This window comes from Streptomyces sp. NBC_01276 (assembly GCF_041435355.1).
Classification (GTDB): Bacteria; Actinomycetota; Actinomycetes; order Streptomycetales; family Streptomycetaceae; genus Streptomyces.
The window spans coordinates 254,743-267,965 of record NZ_CP108443.1; the positions used below are offsets into that span (position 1 = coordinate 254,743).

The 13,223-nt window shown below is 71.5% G+C and carries 12 protein-coding genes and 1 pseudogene; 3 read left to right on the plus strand and 10 right to left on the minus strand.

Going from position 1 to position 13,223, the window contains the following annotated elements; translation table 11 throughout:
- Positions 1 to 90: 90 nt before the first annotated feature.
- The gene (locus OG295_RS38410; RefSeq protein ID WP_371681480.1) at positions 91 to 1,578 is read right to left on the minus strand and encodes a competence protein CoiA family protein; all 1,488 of its coding nucleotides are present in this window, start codon (positions 1,576 to 1,578) and stop codon (positions 91 to 93) included.
- A gap of 152 nt (positions 1,579 to 1,730) precedes the next feature.
- Here OG295_RS38410 and OG295_RS38415 point away from each other — a divergent pair.
- A pseudogene (locus tag OG295_RS38415) lies at positions 1,731 to 2,306 on the plus strand (trypsin-like serine protease); the annotation flags it as partial.
- 118 nt (positions 2,307 to 2,424) lie between these two features.
- Here the strand turns inward: OG295_RS38415 and OG295_RS38420 are convergent.
- Both OG295_RS38420 and OG295_RS38425 read right to left on the minus strand, forming a co-directional pair.
- Positions 2,425 to 2,913, minus strand: coding sequence for a GNAT family N-acetyltransferase (locus OG295_RS38420; protein ID WP_331738250.1), 489 nt, complete (start codon positions 2,911 to 2,913; stop codon positions 2,425 to 2,427).
- Between the two features lie 206 nt (positions 2,914 to 3,119).
- Entirely contained in the window at positions 3,120 to 3,665 is a 546-nt protein-coding gene (locus tag OG295_RS38425; protein WP_371681481.1) for a TetR-like C-terminal domain-containing protein, read from the minus strand.
- Positions 3,666 to 3,838: 173 nt separating this feature from the next.
- On the opposite strand from OG295_RS38425, the gene OG295_RS38430 reads away from it, so the two are divergent.
- Positions 3,839 to 5,173, plus strand: coding sequence for an alpha/beta hydrolase (locus OG295_RS38430; RefSeq protein ID WP_331738257.1), 1,335 nt, complete (start codon positions 3,839 to 3,841; stop codon positions 5,171 to 5,173).
- A gap of 217 nt (positions 5,174 to 5,390) precedes the next feature.
- Here OG295_RS38430 and OG295_RS38435 read toward each other — a convergent pair whose 3' ends face one another.
- The 6 genes from OG295_RS38435 to OG295_RS38460 form a co-directional block, all read right to left on the minus strand.
- Positions 5,391 to 7,052: a hypothetical protein gene (locus OG295_RS38435; RefSeq protein WP_331738260.1), complete on the minus strand. Its 1,662-nt coding sequence runs from the start codon at positions 7,050 to 7,052 to the stop codon at positions 5,391 to 5,393.
- A gap of 328 nt (positions 7,053 to 7,380) precedes the next feature.
- Positions 7,381 to 7,779, minus strand: a complete 399-nt coding sequence (locus OG295_RS38440; RefSeq protein WP_331738263.1) for a hypothetical protein — start codon at positions 7,777 to 7,779, stop codon at positions 7,381 to 7,383.
- Between the two features lie 130 nt (positions 7,780 to 7,909).
- Positions 7,910 to 9,328, minus strand: coding sequence for a cellulase family glycosylhydrolase (locus OG295_RS38445; RefSeq protein WP_331738266.1), 1,419 nt, complete (start codon positions 9,326 to 9,328; stop codon positions 7,910 to 7,912).
- A gap of 89 nt (positions 9,329 to 9,417) precedes the next feature.
- Positions 9,418 to 9,798 carry a hypothetical protein gene (locus OG295_RS38450; protein WP_331738269.1) on the minus strand — a complete coding sequence of 127 codons (381 nt, stop codon included), beginning with the start codon at positions 9,796 to 9,798 and terminating at the stop codon, positions 9,418 to 9,420.
- A 181-nt stretch (positions 9,799 to 9,979) separates the two neighbouring features.
- Positions 9,980 to 10,189: a hypothetical protein gene (locus OG295_RS38455; protein ID WP_331738272.1), complete on the minus strand. Its 210-nt coding sequence runs from the start codon at positions 10,187 to 10,189 to the stop codon at positions 9,980 to 9,982.
- Positions 10,190 to 10,434: 245 nt separating this feature from the next.
- Entirely contained in the window at positions 10,435 to 11,565 is a 1,131-nt protein-coding gene (locus tag OG295_RS38460) for an NADH:flavin oxidoreductase (protein WP_331738275.1), read from the minus strand.
- Between the two features lie 187 nt (positions 11,566 to 11,752).
- On the opposite strand from OG295_RS38460, the gene OG295_RS38465 reads away from it, so the two are divergent.
- Positions 11,753 to 12,229, plus strand: coding sequence for a MarR family winged helix-turn-helix transcriptional regulator (locus OG295_RS38465; protein WP_331739003.1), 477 nt, complete (start codon positions 11,753 to 11,755; stop codon positions 12,227 to 12,229).
- A 37-nt stretch (positions 12,230 to 12,266) separates the two neighbouring features.
- Here OG295_RS38465 and OG295_RS38470 read toward each other — a convergent pair whose 3' ends face one another.
- Entirely contained in the window at positions 12,267 to 13,130 is an 864-nt protein-coding gene (locus OG295_RS38470; RefSeq protein ID WP_331738278.1) for a LysR family transcriptional regulator, read from the minus strand.
- Between the last annotated feature and the right edge of the window lie 93 nt (positions 13,131 to 13,223).

The following is a 13,223-nucleotide window of genomic DNA, read 5'->3' on the forward strand; positions in this document are numbered from 1 at the left end:
CGCTGCGGGGCATCGTGACGAGGACGGACCTGGCCCGCCCGTAGGGCGGCCGACAAGGCTGTCGGGTGACCGGCCTCGTCCTCCGCGAGGTCAGGTGGTGCGGCGGCGCCAGGGCCTGTCGTAGGTGCCCCCGCAGGAACGGCAGGAGGCGGTGTAGACGGCGCTGGCGGGGGTCATCTGCCGGGCGGGCTCCGCCGGGTGGATCTGGCCCAGGATGACCGCGGTCAGCTCCGGGTCCGCGCAGGAGCACGGCCCGCCCGTCGGACGCGGCCGGCCTGGACCCGCCTTCCGGGGCGCGGGTACCACCGCCGTGTCCGCCGTGTCCGCGGGAGCTGTGGGCGCCGCCCGGAGGTGCTCCATCCGCCAGCCGTCGACGGGGACCTTGCGGCGGCGGGTGCTGCGGTCGAAACGCTGCTGCTCGGCGGCGGTTTCGAACAGCAGCAGCATCCCCGCCAGCAGCCGGAACGCCTCCCCTCGTACGAGTCGTGGCACCGGGGACAGCACCGCGACCGGGGTGCCGTCCGGGCCGATCAGGGGTGTCCCACCGCCCCACCGCAGCTCGGCAGCGCTCATCCCGACCGTCACCGGGACCTGGTGTTCACGGGCCAGGTACCGGATCGCCCCGTCCACGCCCGGCCGGCGCATCAGCTTCTCGTGCAGCGCCTGCCCGGTGGGCCCGAGGTCCGTCCGGCGTACGTACGCCTCGGCGGACGCCGCCCGCTCCAGCGCGGCCCGGCGCGAGGCGGCGTTCTTCCGGTCGATGTCGGCCCGCCTGCGCGCCGCCTTCTCCCTGAGCCGCGCCCGCTTCTCCTCGTCCTGGCGCTGCCGCTCCTCTTCCTGCCACAGGTAGACGTCCTCGGCGGCGATGTACTGCGGAGCCGTCCAGACCTGGGCGAGCTGCCGCTGCGGATGGCGCAGCCGCGCCCGCGGGGGGTGCGGGCCGATCCGGCAGGTGAACACCCAGCGCAGGAAGTCGGCGAGGGGTACCTGGGGTGCCGGCTCCCAGGCGGAACCGGTGAACTTCACCAGGCCCTCGGCGACCGCGATGCCGCCCTCCGCAGCGACCAGCCGGACCGAGGGGACCGCGCCGAGCCAGGGCGGGCGGGGACGGTCGCTGAACCAGCAGCAGGTCACGTCATGTGCGTCCATCCGCTCCGTGCGGCCTGTGATCTCCGCAGCGGTGATCGGAGAGAGCTGGGCTTCCAGGGCCATGTGCCACGTTCCGGCCGGATCGCCGGCCAGTACGTCGGCCCGCCAGGAGCCGTCCGGCGCCCGGACCTCCAACTCGACGTGTGCTCCGGCCTGCCGGGCCGCGCCGGCCAGCTCCAGCTTGAGGAGGTGGTGGGCCTCGGACTCGCCCTGGCGGGCGATCTCGCAGTCGGGGGCGTGCGGCGCGTGCGCGAAGAACCGCAGGCCCCGCTCGGAGGTCTTCGCGTACATCGAATGCCCGCACTCGGCACAGGAGATCGGCGCCGCCGGCCTGACCTTCCACACCGCCTCCCACGCCTGCCCGCACCCCAGATCCGGCAGGTGCGCGAACACGGTTCCCCACTCGGCGTGCACGGCCCGGAACGCCATCCGCCCTCCCCCCATCGGTGATCACTTCAGAGTTTCGCGGCCTGCACTGACAGCCGGTACCGCCGGTTTCGGACAAGCGGCCGGAAGTGGACGGCACACTCCTTGAGCTGTGCGGTAACGCCGACCCGTCGGGGCGGTCCCGCATGCCGGTGGAGTCGGCCCCGAAGTACGGGCTGTACGACGGTTCCTGTGGGGGGTCGCTGATCGATCCGCAGTGGGTGCTGACGGCGGCCCACTGCGTGCAGGGCGACGGCATTGAGCTGGACGGCACTGTCCGGATCGGCAGCGAGGAGCGGAAGTCCGGGGGAACCGTCCGGGCCATCGAGCGGATAGTCGTCCACCCCGCCTACGTGAACGGCGACGGGCAGGCAGCCAACAAGAACGACCTCGCGCTGGTCCGCCTCGACCGCCCGGTCACCGAGAAGCCGGTCCGTATCGCGGAGCGGGCCGGGCGGCCCGGCACCCCGACCCGGATCCTGGGATTCGGCACTACGGCCGACACCGAGCTGAAGTTCGCGGAGCGGTTGCAGGAGCTCGATGCGCGCAGGGGCACCGATGCCGAGTGCGCCCCCGGCTACGCGGACCGGACCCGGTTGTGCACGATCAGCCGTGTGCCCGAGGCCATGGCGTGCTTCGGGGACTCCGGCGGGCCGCAGCTCCAGAAGGGCCGGGATGGTCGGTGGGAGCTCATGGGAGCCACCTCGGGTCCCGGCGCCCCGGGGACGTCCCCAACGAGCCGTTCGCCGAAGCAGCCCACGCGCTCATCAGGGGCGGGCGGTTCCCAACCGTCGGGGTGGCAGTCGAGGGCAGCCGGCGCGCCGGCTGTGAAGGCCGCGAAGTCCAGCGTCACGTCAAGTCCTTGCGCATCAGCGTGCACACCGTCTCGTACCGCTGGAGCGAGCCGTCCTCGGCCTCCGTGTCCCAGGAGTCGAGCTCGCGGCCGAAGGCGCGGTAGCCCAGGCGTTCGTAGAGGGCGCGGGCGCGCGGGTTGCCCTCCTCGACGCCGAGTTCGGCGCGGGTCAGGCCCCGGGCGCCGATCCGCTGCTCTGCGGAGCGGATCAGCAGCGTGCCGATCCCGCAGGACTGCAGGGCCGGGTGGACGCCGAGTTGCCAGAGCGTGCCGGCGCCGGGCTTGACCGTGTAGTCGATGCCGCCGACCGCCACCGGGAGCCCGACCGGCGTGCACACCGCCAGGTAGTCGATCTCGCCCGCCTCGGCGCGGCGGATCTGGTGGACGAGCTCGCGCACGTGCTTGGGGGAGCCGGCCCAGCCGCAGGCGGGCAGGTCCGCGTCGGTGAGGCCGCGCACCGACAGGTGCAGCCTGATCTCGGTCATCGCCGCATCCCTTCGACTCCGACAGTGGCCGTCTCCCATTCCAGCAAGCCGGTCCCGTGCCGTCCAAGGATTTTCGGACCGGCCCCACCGCCCGCAGCCCGCCGCTGCCGGAAGCCGGAAGGACTTGCGCTCCCGACCGGGTCCGTGCGCCGGCGAGGTACGGCCGTCCGGGGGCAGCACGGGGACGACAGGTGACTACGAGGCGGTCATACCGGCTCGGCACGTCCTCTCAGGACGCCGGTTCGGCTTGGCGAAGGCCGCGGAACACCGAAGGTGTCGTCGGGCGTCGTCCATCCGCGCAACGTGGCGTGAATCGTCGATCGGAATGCGGCCTCGGCCGTGACGGCGTCGAGGGCACCGGCCAGTTCGAGGGTCACGAGCCCGTGCAGGGTGGCCCAGACCGACAGGGCGATCGACGTCGCCTCGCCGACGAGGACGGACGCCGCCAGCGCGCGGTCGATCGCCGCGAGGAGCGGACGGATCGGATCACCGGCTCCGACCTCCCCCGACGGGTCGAAGGACTGCACGCCACCGAACAGCACCGTGTACAGGTGACTGTGTCCGCGCCCCCAGCAGCGGTAGGCGACGGCCAGCGCGTAGAGGTCGGCGAGAGGATCCGCGGAGGTCCGTACCGCCGACAGGTCCTGGAACAGGCCGGCGACGGCCCTGTCGCGCACCGCACCGATCAGCCCGTCCTTGCCGCCGAACAAGGAATACACCGCCGTCGTCGACGCCTCGGCGGCAGCGGCCACGGCGCGGACCGTGACCGACGCCCGCGGACGGGTGGCGAGCAATTCGGTCGCGCACGCCACGAGCCGCTCTTTGACGGCCTCGTCGTTCGTTCTCGGTCTACCCACGGCCTGCAGCCTACCCTCTCTGATAACGTCGTTTTGAAACAGCGTTCCGAAACTGTCGGAGGTCCGCCGTGTCCCCGTCCGCCATACGTCTCGTCCGGTTCACCGGACGCTTACTGCTCGCCCCGGCCGCCGTCGTGGCGCCGGCCGCAGTCTTCCTCGTACTGATCGCCCTCACGGACGGGGCGGGCTCCGGGCTCGTCGCATGGCTGACGACGCTCGGAGCCGCGGCCGTCCTCGCCGCGTGGTGGGGGCGGCGCCGCACGTGGCCGGCGCGGCTCGTGCCGTTCCTGCCGGTGGTCGTCGCGGCGGCGTTGACGGCGGCGGTCTGCATCCCGACCGTGCCGACGGCCCGGCGGTACCCGCCGGCCCCGCCGTTCGTGGCCGTGCAGCACTGGAGCCTGACCACAGGCAGCCGGGTCGCGGTGTACCACTACCCGCCCGCGAGTTCCGTCCCGCGGCATCCCGTCCCGCTCGTGTACCTCAACGGCGGTCCGGTCCGGGGCATTTCGGTGCTCGACCACCGGTTCCTGCAACTCCTGGCTCGTCAGGGCTACGACGTCTACGCCTATGAACAGGCCGGTGGCGGACGAAGCGACCTGCTCCCCATGGGCCAGTACACGATCTCCAGGTCGGTCCGCGACCTCGGCGCCTTCGTCGACCGCCTGAACGAGGGCGAGGTCGACGTCCTCGGATTCTCCTCGGGCGGGGTCGTGCTCACCCGAGCGCTGGCCGACCCGGGCGTCGCCGCACGCCTGCACCGGGCGGTCATCGCCGAGCCGGGCCCCATGGACGGCCCCACCGCCCACATCACCGGGCACGAGGGCCGAGCGTCCGCACGGGGCCTCGCACCGGCCGTCACCGGCCCGCGATCGACGCACGTCCCCCGCTACGCCGTGGCATTCGGCCTCATGCGACTCGGCCTCCTCACCCCCGACACCGGACTGATCGGCCAGGCCGAAGGCGACAACGCCTTCACCGCCGCGGACCTCGGCAGCGACACCGCATCCGCCTACTGCGCGCGCGACGCGCAGCGCATCCCGGTTGAGGACACCGCACAGAACTTCTCCTTCAGCCCCGCCGCCAGCCTCCGCGTCCAGCAGACGGTCAAGGACTCGCCCTCCATCGCACCGCGGCTGAGGCAGTCCCGGACCCCCGCGATGCTGATGATCGCCGAGTGCTCCTCCCAGGTCCGTCAATGGGCGACCGCCATCCTCACCCATGACCCCGCCATCCAGCGCACGCAGTACATGCCCGGAGTCGGACACCACATGTGGAACGGCCTCGACGGCAACGACGACCGAGCCGCCGCCGTCATCACCGCGTTCCTTCAGGACGAGCCGGCACCGCTGCCGAACCACCCGACCCGCGACGAGATCCCCGCCTTCCTGCGCGACCACGAATGAAGACGTGCGGCCCCCGTCGCCGGCCGTGGCCGGGTGAGGTCCGGGGAGCCCGTGACCAGCCGCCGTGCAGAGCCGGGCGAGGTGCTCACGTCGCGGCCGCAGCGGTCGGGCCGGCAGGGCGGGTACGCGGCGCGGCGTGGGGGAAGCGGGAGACCGTGGGGGTTGAACACCCCCACGGTCTCGCCGGCTCTCCTGCCTCCGGCTGTGCGGGAGCCGACTACGGCAGGGCGATGAAGGTCTCGGCCGTCGCGGGCAGGGTGCCGCCGGTGCAGACGTTGCCCGTTGCCGGGACCGTCGTGCCGTCGAGCATCTTGGTCAGGTCCACCGCGACCATCTGGGTCGCTCCGTCATTGACCATGAGGGCGATGGCGTGTCCCCCGTTCGGAGACTGGTACGCGATCAGGGTGTGCGGATCCAATCCCATGGAGAAGCCCCCGCCGGTCGCACAGGTCACCCAGTTGCCGATGGCCGGGATGGCTCCGGTACCGGATGTCGTCGGCAGCGCGACCGCGGTCAGGCCGTCCCCACCGAACTCTCCGGTGATGACACCCGTGTGCGTACCCTGCGCCACGGACGCCGCGGACGCTCCGGCACTCAGGCTCGATCCGGTCAGCGTCTGGACCTGCTCGGGCGCCGTCCAGGATCCGGGCGAGCCGGGGGTGAAGACGGCGGTGCTGATGTCCGCGATCTCGACCTGCGAGGGGTCGCTGAACTCCGCGGGCGACAGGATGATGCCGGTGGAGCAGTCCTCCGCAGCGGAATCGAGTTCCCCCGCGATGGTCACCGGGTGCTCGAAGAACTGCGGCGAGGTGCTGTTCGAGACGTTCACGATCTCGTAGTTGTTGTCCTCCGAGGGGGACAGGACGAGGTTGCGGACGGGATCGATGAGGGGGTCCTCGGAGATCTGCCCACCCGGGTCCTGCGTGGTGAACGGGGCCTCGAAGGTGTTGGTCGCGAGGTTGAGGAACTGGAACCCGGCCTGGCCTGCGATGCTCAGCCCGATCAGGGCCTTGTTGTGCACGGCGTCGATCGAGACGCCGGTGCTCGTCGCGGACCCTCCGGAGAAGCTGATCACCCCTGTGCCCGAATCCGTCAGGGGGTTGGGCGAGACGCTGGGGTCGAGCCCGGTGCCCTTCAGGATGTAGACGTGGTTGTTGTTCGCCGTGGCCACGGACTGTCCGGTCACCGAGTTCGTCGCGATGGAGTTGATGACGTCGGTACCGGTGGGGATCTGCGTGTTGGTGATGCTGCTGCCCTCGACGTTCACCACGTCGATGCCGGTGGCGGTGCTGCTCCACGCCCCCTTGGGGACGTACGCGGTGACGTTGGACCCGTTCACGTATGCGGACAGCGACCCCGACGCCTCACACGATCCCTGGGGGACCACCGGGGACGCCGGCTGGCCGCAGACCAGATAGTGGCTGATCTTTGCCGGCTTCCCGCTCCGGGCCAACGGCGCGTGCAGACCCGTGTCCGAGGGATGGTTCGGGTGACCCGGCGTACCCGTGTAGTCGTAGGTGTCGTAGGCCGCAGTGCCCTTGACGTAGACCGTGAAGCCCGGCGAGTTCGTCGTGAAGCTCAGGTACGTGCCCGTTGCGTCGACCGTCGCCGTGAAGGAGGTGGGTCCGTTCGAGTAGCTCTTGCTCTGGTTGCCCGGCGTCAGGTTCGACGTGTTGATGAACGTCGTCGTTCCCGCCGGGCACTTCGTGATGTTTCCCGGCCGGTACGTCGGCTGGACGTGGTGCGTGGTGGTCGGTGGTCCGGCAGGATTCGCGTTCGCCGTCGCGGCGGGGGCGATCGCGACGGACCACAGCGCCATCGTGGTGCCGAGAGCGCCAAGTGCCCTGAACAGCCGCGCTCGGCCAGTTCTTCTCTTCAACGCAGTCCCTCTTGTGTTGTGAGTCCCCGTAATGCCGGGAACCTCGGTCTCCCGACCAGCCCAGACCCCGTGCCTGCGGCCAGTAGCCGCCTGCGGACTCGTGTCTGCTTCGTGGCCGCGGAGCACCGATCTTTGAGAAGTTGCGACACTTTGTCATCGCCCGAACGTGTTGAATCGGGGTGTTCTGGTCGAGGTCCGCACGAGTGGGATGATCAGGGCAAATGACCGCGAGGTGAAGTCGTCATGGACCCGGACGGCTCCCTCGGGCTGACACAGCGGCCCGCGCACCGGGAACGGTGCGCGGGCCGCTGTGCGTCCACCGGCTGGTTCAGCAGTGGGGGAGGCCGGGCACGTTGTGGAACTGCGCCGCGCCGTCCACGTACGGTCCGAACGTCCAGGTCACCCCCGTACCGACCGACTGGTTGTTCTGCCACACGCTGGTGGTGCGGTACCAGACGTTGCCGTCGCTGCCGACGGACCCGCCGGCCACCCAGCAGTCCGCGAAGACCCAGTCGCTGCCCGGCGTGAGGGTGATGTTGTTGTACTTGCCGGCTCCCGCGTTGGGGGCGGTGTAGACGCCCACGGAGTGGCTGGTGCTCAGTCGGATCCACTGCGGCGCGGAGCCGGTGTGGTTGGGGTTCGGGTCGGCGGACGCCTGCGAGGTAGCACAGAGGACGGATGCCCCAGCCATGACGAGCGCGGCGAGTGCCTTGATCGAACGGGCCATGAGGTTTCCCCGTTTCCTTCCGGCCCCCCGGTGGGGCCGGTCGGTGTACGAGGGAACCCCACCCCGCCCGTACCGTCCAGGCCGCAAACCGGCCAGGATGACACCGTCGGCCGCGTGCGGACCGGGTGGGCTACCTCGGGCTGATCGTGACCTTGTAGGTGGCTCCGGCCCTGCCGCGGGTGCTCACGGCGACGGTCTGGCCGTGGTCGTCCCAACTGGCCTTGCCGCCTTGGACGTCGACCCGGTGGCCGCCCGGGTACGTGTCCCTCGGCACGGTGATCTGGGTGGGCCCCTCCGAGTTGTCGCGGGTGCGGAAGGTGAGCGTGTAGGTGCGTGTGGCCGGGTCGTACGCGAACTGGAGCGGGTCGCCCGCGACGGCGCGCGCGTACGGCTGGACGAGCAGCTGGGCGTTGGGCTTCACGGCGCCCGTCTGGTCGAGGAAGCAGTAGCCGCCGCCCCGGCACCACTGCCACCACGTCCAGCCGCTGGAGAAGCGGTCCAGGGAGGCCGTCATGTCGTTGACGAACCGGCTCGCGTGCGGAACGTAGGGGTTGCCGCCCCATTCCCCCACGATCACCGGCATGCGGTTACGGGACGGGTAGTCGCTGATCGCGGCCTCGTAGGCGGGGATGAAGGTGCCGTCGGGGTCGTAGTCGCCGCCGGTTTCCATCGCGGTCTCGTAGAAGTGCGGCGCGTAGCCGGCGTGCGGGTCGTCGATGCGGCCCATCCGGGTCGGGACGCCGAGACCGACGATGACGGTCGGTTCGACGAACACCCACGACTTCTGGTCGACCAGGCGGATCGCCCGTGCGAGGCGGTTCCACATCTCGGTGAGCTCGGTGGCCTCGAAGCGGGCCGCGGCGGCGGGGAGGTCCTCGCCTTCGAGGAACTTCGCGAACGGCTCGTTCATCAGGTCGTAGCCGAGCAGCGCCGGGTGCCGGCCCAGGGCGGAGGCGACCGTCATCCACATGCGGGCGTGCGCGGCGCGGAGGTCGGCGTCCTTGTACAGGTGGTCGAAGGCGGTCTGTACGGACGGCTCGAAGTACTCGGAGAACCAGTCGTCCGGTATGTGCGTGAACGGCAGCCCCTCGTCGCGGGTGGCCCAGTCGGGGACGCCGCGGGAGCCGAAGTGGGGGCCGTACACGTCCTGGTGGGCATCGAGGATGACCTTGACGTGGTAGCGGTCGGCCCAGTCGAGGATGCGGCGCATCTTGGCGAGGTAGCCGCGGTCGTAGTGCCCGGGGGTGGGTTCGAGGTCGTCCCAGAAGAAGGCGAGGCGCGCGAGGTTGAAGCCCCGGGCGGCCATGTCCTTGAGGTCGCTCTCGTGGATGTCGGCGAACGCGTCGGTGCCCCGGCTGCTCTTGTCGGAGAGGTTGAAGCCGCGCCACTGCAGCGCGCGGCCCTGGCCGTCGGCGATGAAGGTGCGGTCACCGACCGTGACCCGGTCGGGGGCGCGGTCGGGGCGGGCCTGGGCCTGTGTGGGGAGGACGCCGAGCAGGAGGGCGGCCAAGGCGAGGGCGGCGGGGACGACACGGGAGGTCAAGCGCATGCAGGAGACCCTTTCGCGGGCGGCTGCTGGGGCGGCGGGTTACCGGCCGGTCGGGATGTTACTGGTGAGTGCGTCAAGTTCACAGTGGTTCAAGGGAGTTGGCGCAACGTGGCCGTGATCGGTCGCTTGCCGTGACCGGCCGCCCATGCGGGTCGGCGCTCCCCGGCCTGCGCCGGGCAGGCCGGCGGCCGCTGCGCGCGGAACTCCTGACCTGGCTGGCAACGTTCGCCGACATCGCCCGCCGGGACGTCGAGGACGTCGAGGACGTCGAGGACGTCGAGGACGTCCAGGACGGTCTCGGCGCGGCGCGGGATCCGGCCGCCGCCCGTGCGGCACGGCCGGCGCTCCACGCCCGCATCGCGGCCTTCTGCGAGGACGGCCATCCGCAGGTGAGGGAGGCTGCGCTCGCGGCTGACCGTGGAGGAGATCGCCGCGGCCCTCGGCGAGCAGCCGGCCGTCTCGTCCTGCACCCATGACGGCGAGGACCGCCCCCTCGAAGTCCGGAGGGCCGGCGGCGTCGTCCTGACACGACCGCTCTTCCTGCTTCACGACGCGGTTCGCCGGTCGGGCCCCACCCGCGTGCGAGGCCCGACCGGGCCGACGGTCGTCGGAGTGCGGGCGGTGGGATCCAGCGGCCCGCTTCGCGGGTCGCTACCCGGCGGCCACGACCGGGCCGGCCGTGACCTGAGGAGGGTTGGGGAGCAGCGGCGCGAGGTTGTCCCTCACGAAGTCCGCCGCCTGCCTGACCGATTCCTCGGCCCCGGACCGGTCCGCGAAGACGCCGGTGGAGACCATCACTCCGTCCCCGGCATCCACCCAGTAGTACGCCACGAAACCGGGGACCCGGCGGAGGAGAGGCACGAATCCCTCGTCCACCAGGCGTCCTGCCTCGGCTGAGTCAGTCACTCCTTCGTACCGCCGAATCACCGCGTACATGGCTGATCTCCTCATGGATCCCAAGGTCACCTTGCGCCGGACGACCTACCCCCACCGAGCGCCTCCCGCTCGGGGGGCGGCCGGAAGTGACCCGGATAGGCGCGCGCCGGTGATCCAAACCGGGCATCCGGACGGTTGTCGGCCACAGGCCACAGGCCACCGGCTACCGGCTACCGGCTGAGCGACTTGAGGGCCGCCGCGTCGTAAGGCTTCAGCTCGTCGAAGCGGTTGCCGAGGACCTTCGCCGCCCACTGCGGGTCCTGGAGCAGCGCCCGGCCGACGGCGACCATGTCGAACTCGTCGCGCTCCATGCGGTCCAGGAGGTTGTCGATGTCGCCGAGCGCCGCACCCTCGCCGACGAAGGCGCGGATGAAGTCGCCGTCGAGGCCGACCGAGCCGACGGTGATGGCCGGGCGGCCCGTGAGCTTCTTGGTCCAGCCCGCCAGGTTCAGGTCCGAGCCCTCGAACTCCGGGAGCCAGTAGCGCCGGGTGGAGGCGTGGAACGCGTCGACGCCGGCCGCCGCCAGCGGGGCCAGGATCGCTTCCAGCTCCTCCGGGGTCTGCGCGAGCCGGGCGTCGTAGGCCTCCTGCTTCCACTGCGAGTAGCGGAAGATCACCGGGAAGTCGGCCGGGACGCGCTCGCGGACCGCGGCCACGATCTCCGCGGCGAACTTCGTCCGGGCCACCGCGTCGCCGCCGTACGCGTCGGTGCGGCGGTTGGTCCGCTCCCACAGGAACTGGTCGAGCAGGTAGCCGTGGGCGCCGTGCAGTTCGACGCCGTCGAAGCCGATCCGCGCGGCCTCCGCCGCGGCGTCGGCGAACGCGCCGATGACGTCGTCGAGGTCGGCGCGGGTCATCGCCCTGCCGGTCCCCTCCGTGCCGTCGACACGGATGCCGGAGGGGCCGACGGCGGGCGCGTCGGCGTACGGGGCCTCGCCCTGCTTGCGCACCATGCCTATGTGCCACAGCTGGGGCACGATCGTGCCGCCGGCCTCGTGCACGGCCGCGGCGACCTTCTCCCACCCCGCCAGCTGCTCCTCGCCGTGGAAGCGCGGCACCCGGTCGCTCTGCCCGGCGGAGTCGTGGCCGACGTAGGTGCCCTCGGTGACGATCAGGCCGACGCCCGCGGCGGCCCGGCTGGCGTAGTACGCCCGCACGTCCTCCCCGGGCACGCCGTCCGGGGAGAACATCCGCGTCATCGGAGCCATCGCGATGCGGTTGGGGACGGTCAGGCCGTTGAGCGTGACGGGCCGGGACAGGATCTCGGCCGCGCGGGAGGCGGTGGACGTGGTGACGGTCATGCGGATCCTCCGGTTGAGGCTGTGGCTCGTCGGGGTGGCAACGAGAAGTGCATAGTACACATGTTATGTATCATGCATATTGCGGCCCCGTAGGGGCCCGGCAGAGTCCACCGGCCCTCGCGTCGGCGATAATGGAGCGCCGGAAGGAGCGGGAGGCGCAGTGCTGGAGAAACTGGAGCGGGAGCTGATGCTGCTCTCGCGGCACCAGGTGCTCGCCCGGCGCGAGCGCGACCCCGAACGTCTGGAGCGGTCGGCGTACCTGCTGCTCAGCCGCATCGACACCCAGGGCCCCATGTCCATCGGACAGTTGGCGGAGGCCTTCGGGCTCGACACCTCGACCGTGAACCGCCAGACGGCCGCACTGCTGCGCTGCGGACTGGCCGAGCGCGTCGCGGACCCGCACGGCGGCATGGCCCGCAAGCTGCGCATCACCGCCGAGGGCGGGCGCCGCCTCGCCGCAGACCGTGAGGTCAACCAGTCCTGCCTGGCCCGGGTGGTCGCCGGCTGGTCCCCCGAGGAGGTCCAGGAACTGGAGGACGTCCTGGTCCGGCTGAACCGCAGCGCCGAGGCCCTCGAAGGACGCTACTGGCCGCGCACGGAGGAAGACGACACCCGCGCCGCCTGCCATCCGCCGGTCCCGCGGGAATCCGCGACGCCCGCGTAGCCGGAACCCTCGACCCGCGACCGCTTCCTCCCGGGGGTCACAGCCGGCTGGCCGTGCGGATCAGCTGGGCGAGGGCGCGGGAGCGGCTGTGTGGGGGCCAGGCGATGTGGGTGACGACGGGGGGTGCGTCGGTGAGGGGGACGGCGGTGTGTTCGGCCCACAGCCAGGCGTGGGAGGAGTCGGGGCAGATGGCCGCGGTGCGTCCGAGGGCGATCAGCTGGGCCAGCTGGGTCTGGTCGCGGATCTCGGGGCCGGGGCCGGGAGGGTAGGCACCGTTGCGGGGCCAGCGGGCGAGCGGAAGATCAGGGACGTCGGTGACGTCGGCCATGCGCAAGGTCTTGTGCGCGGCGAGAGGGTGCCCGGCGGGCAGGACGGCGATCCGTCCCTCGGTCAGTAGTTCCTCGCTGTCGAACCCGGCGAGGGAGTTGAACGGCGTTTGCATCAGTGCCACGTCGGCGCGGCCGTCGCGCAGCAGTATTTCCTGTTCGCCGATACCGCATGGCAGCACTTCGATCTCGGCGGCGTCGGGCTGGGCCGCGTAGGCGTCGAGAAGCTTCCTCAGCAGTTCTTGAGACGCGGCGGCCTTGACCGCCAGCACCAGGCGATCGCGGGCGCCACCCGGATGATCGGCGCCACCGGCGCGACGGGTGCGGCGTGCGGCGGCGGTGGTCGCGTGCAGGGCGGCGCGACCCTCGTGCAGCAGGACCTCTCCGGCGCCGGTCAGCGAGACGCCGCGGCGGTTGCGGTCCAGCAGCGAGACGCCGAGGCGCCGTTCGAGCTGCTGGACCGCCCGGGACAGCGGTGGCTGGGCGATGCCGAGCCGCTCCGCGGCGCGGCCGAAGTGCAGTTCCTCGGCGACGGCCACGAAGTACCTCAGCTCGCGGGTCTCCAGGGTGTCCATGCCCGGAGCGTACTCCCCAGTGATACCCCACGAGTATCACTGGACGCCTTATCGGTATTGGTCGCGTCGCCGTCGCTGAGTGAGCATCAATGT

Excerpts from the sequence above, each read along its gene's own strand:
- OG295_RS38410 (WP_371681480.1), bottom strand. The coding sequence starts at position 1,578 with ATGGCGTTCCGGGCCGTGCACGCCGAGTGGGGAACCGTGTTCGCGCAC.
- OG295_RS38420 (WP_331738250.1), bottom strand. The coding sequence starts at position 2,913 with ATGACCGAGATCAGGCTGCACCTGTCGGTGCGCGGCCTCACCGACGCG.
- OG295_RS38460 (WP_331738275.1), bottom strand. The coding sequence starts at position 11,565 with ATGACCGTCACCACGTCCACCGCCTCCCGCGCGGCCGAGATCCTGTCC.
- OG295_RS38465 (WP_331739003.1), top strand. The coding sequence starts at position 11,753 with ATGCTGCTCTCGCGGCACCAGGTGCTCGCCCGGCGCGAGCGCGACCCC.
- OG295_RS38445 (WP_331738266.1), bottom strand. The coding sequence starts at position 9,328 with ATGCGCTTGACCTCCCGTGTCGTCCCCGCCGCCCTCGCCTTGGCCGCC.
- OG295_RS38470 (WP_331738278.1), bottom strand. The coding sequence starts at position 13,130 with ATGGACACCCTGGAGACCCGCGAGCTGAGGTACTTCGTGGCCGTCGCC.
- OG295_RS38440 (WP_331738263.1), bottom strand. The coding sequence starts at position 7,779 with ATGGCCCGTTCGATCAAGGCACTCGCCGCGCTCGTCATGGCTGGGGCA.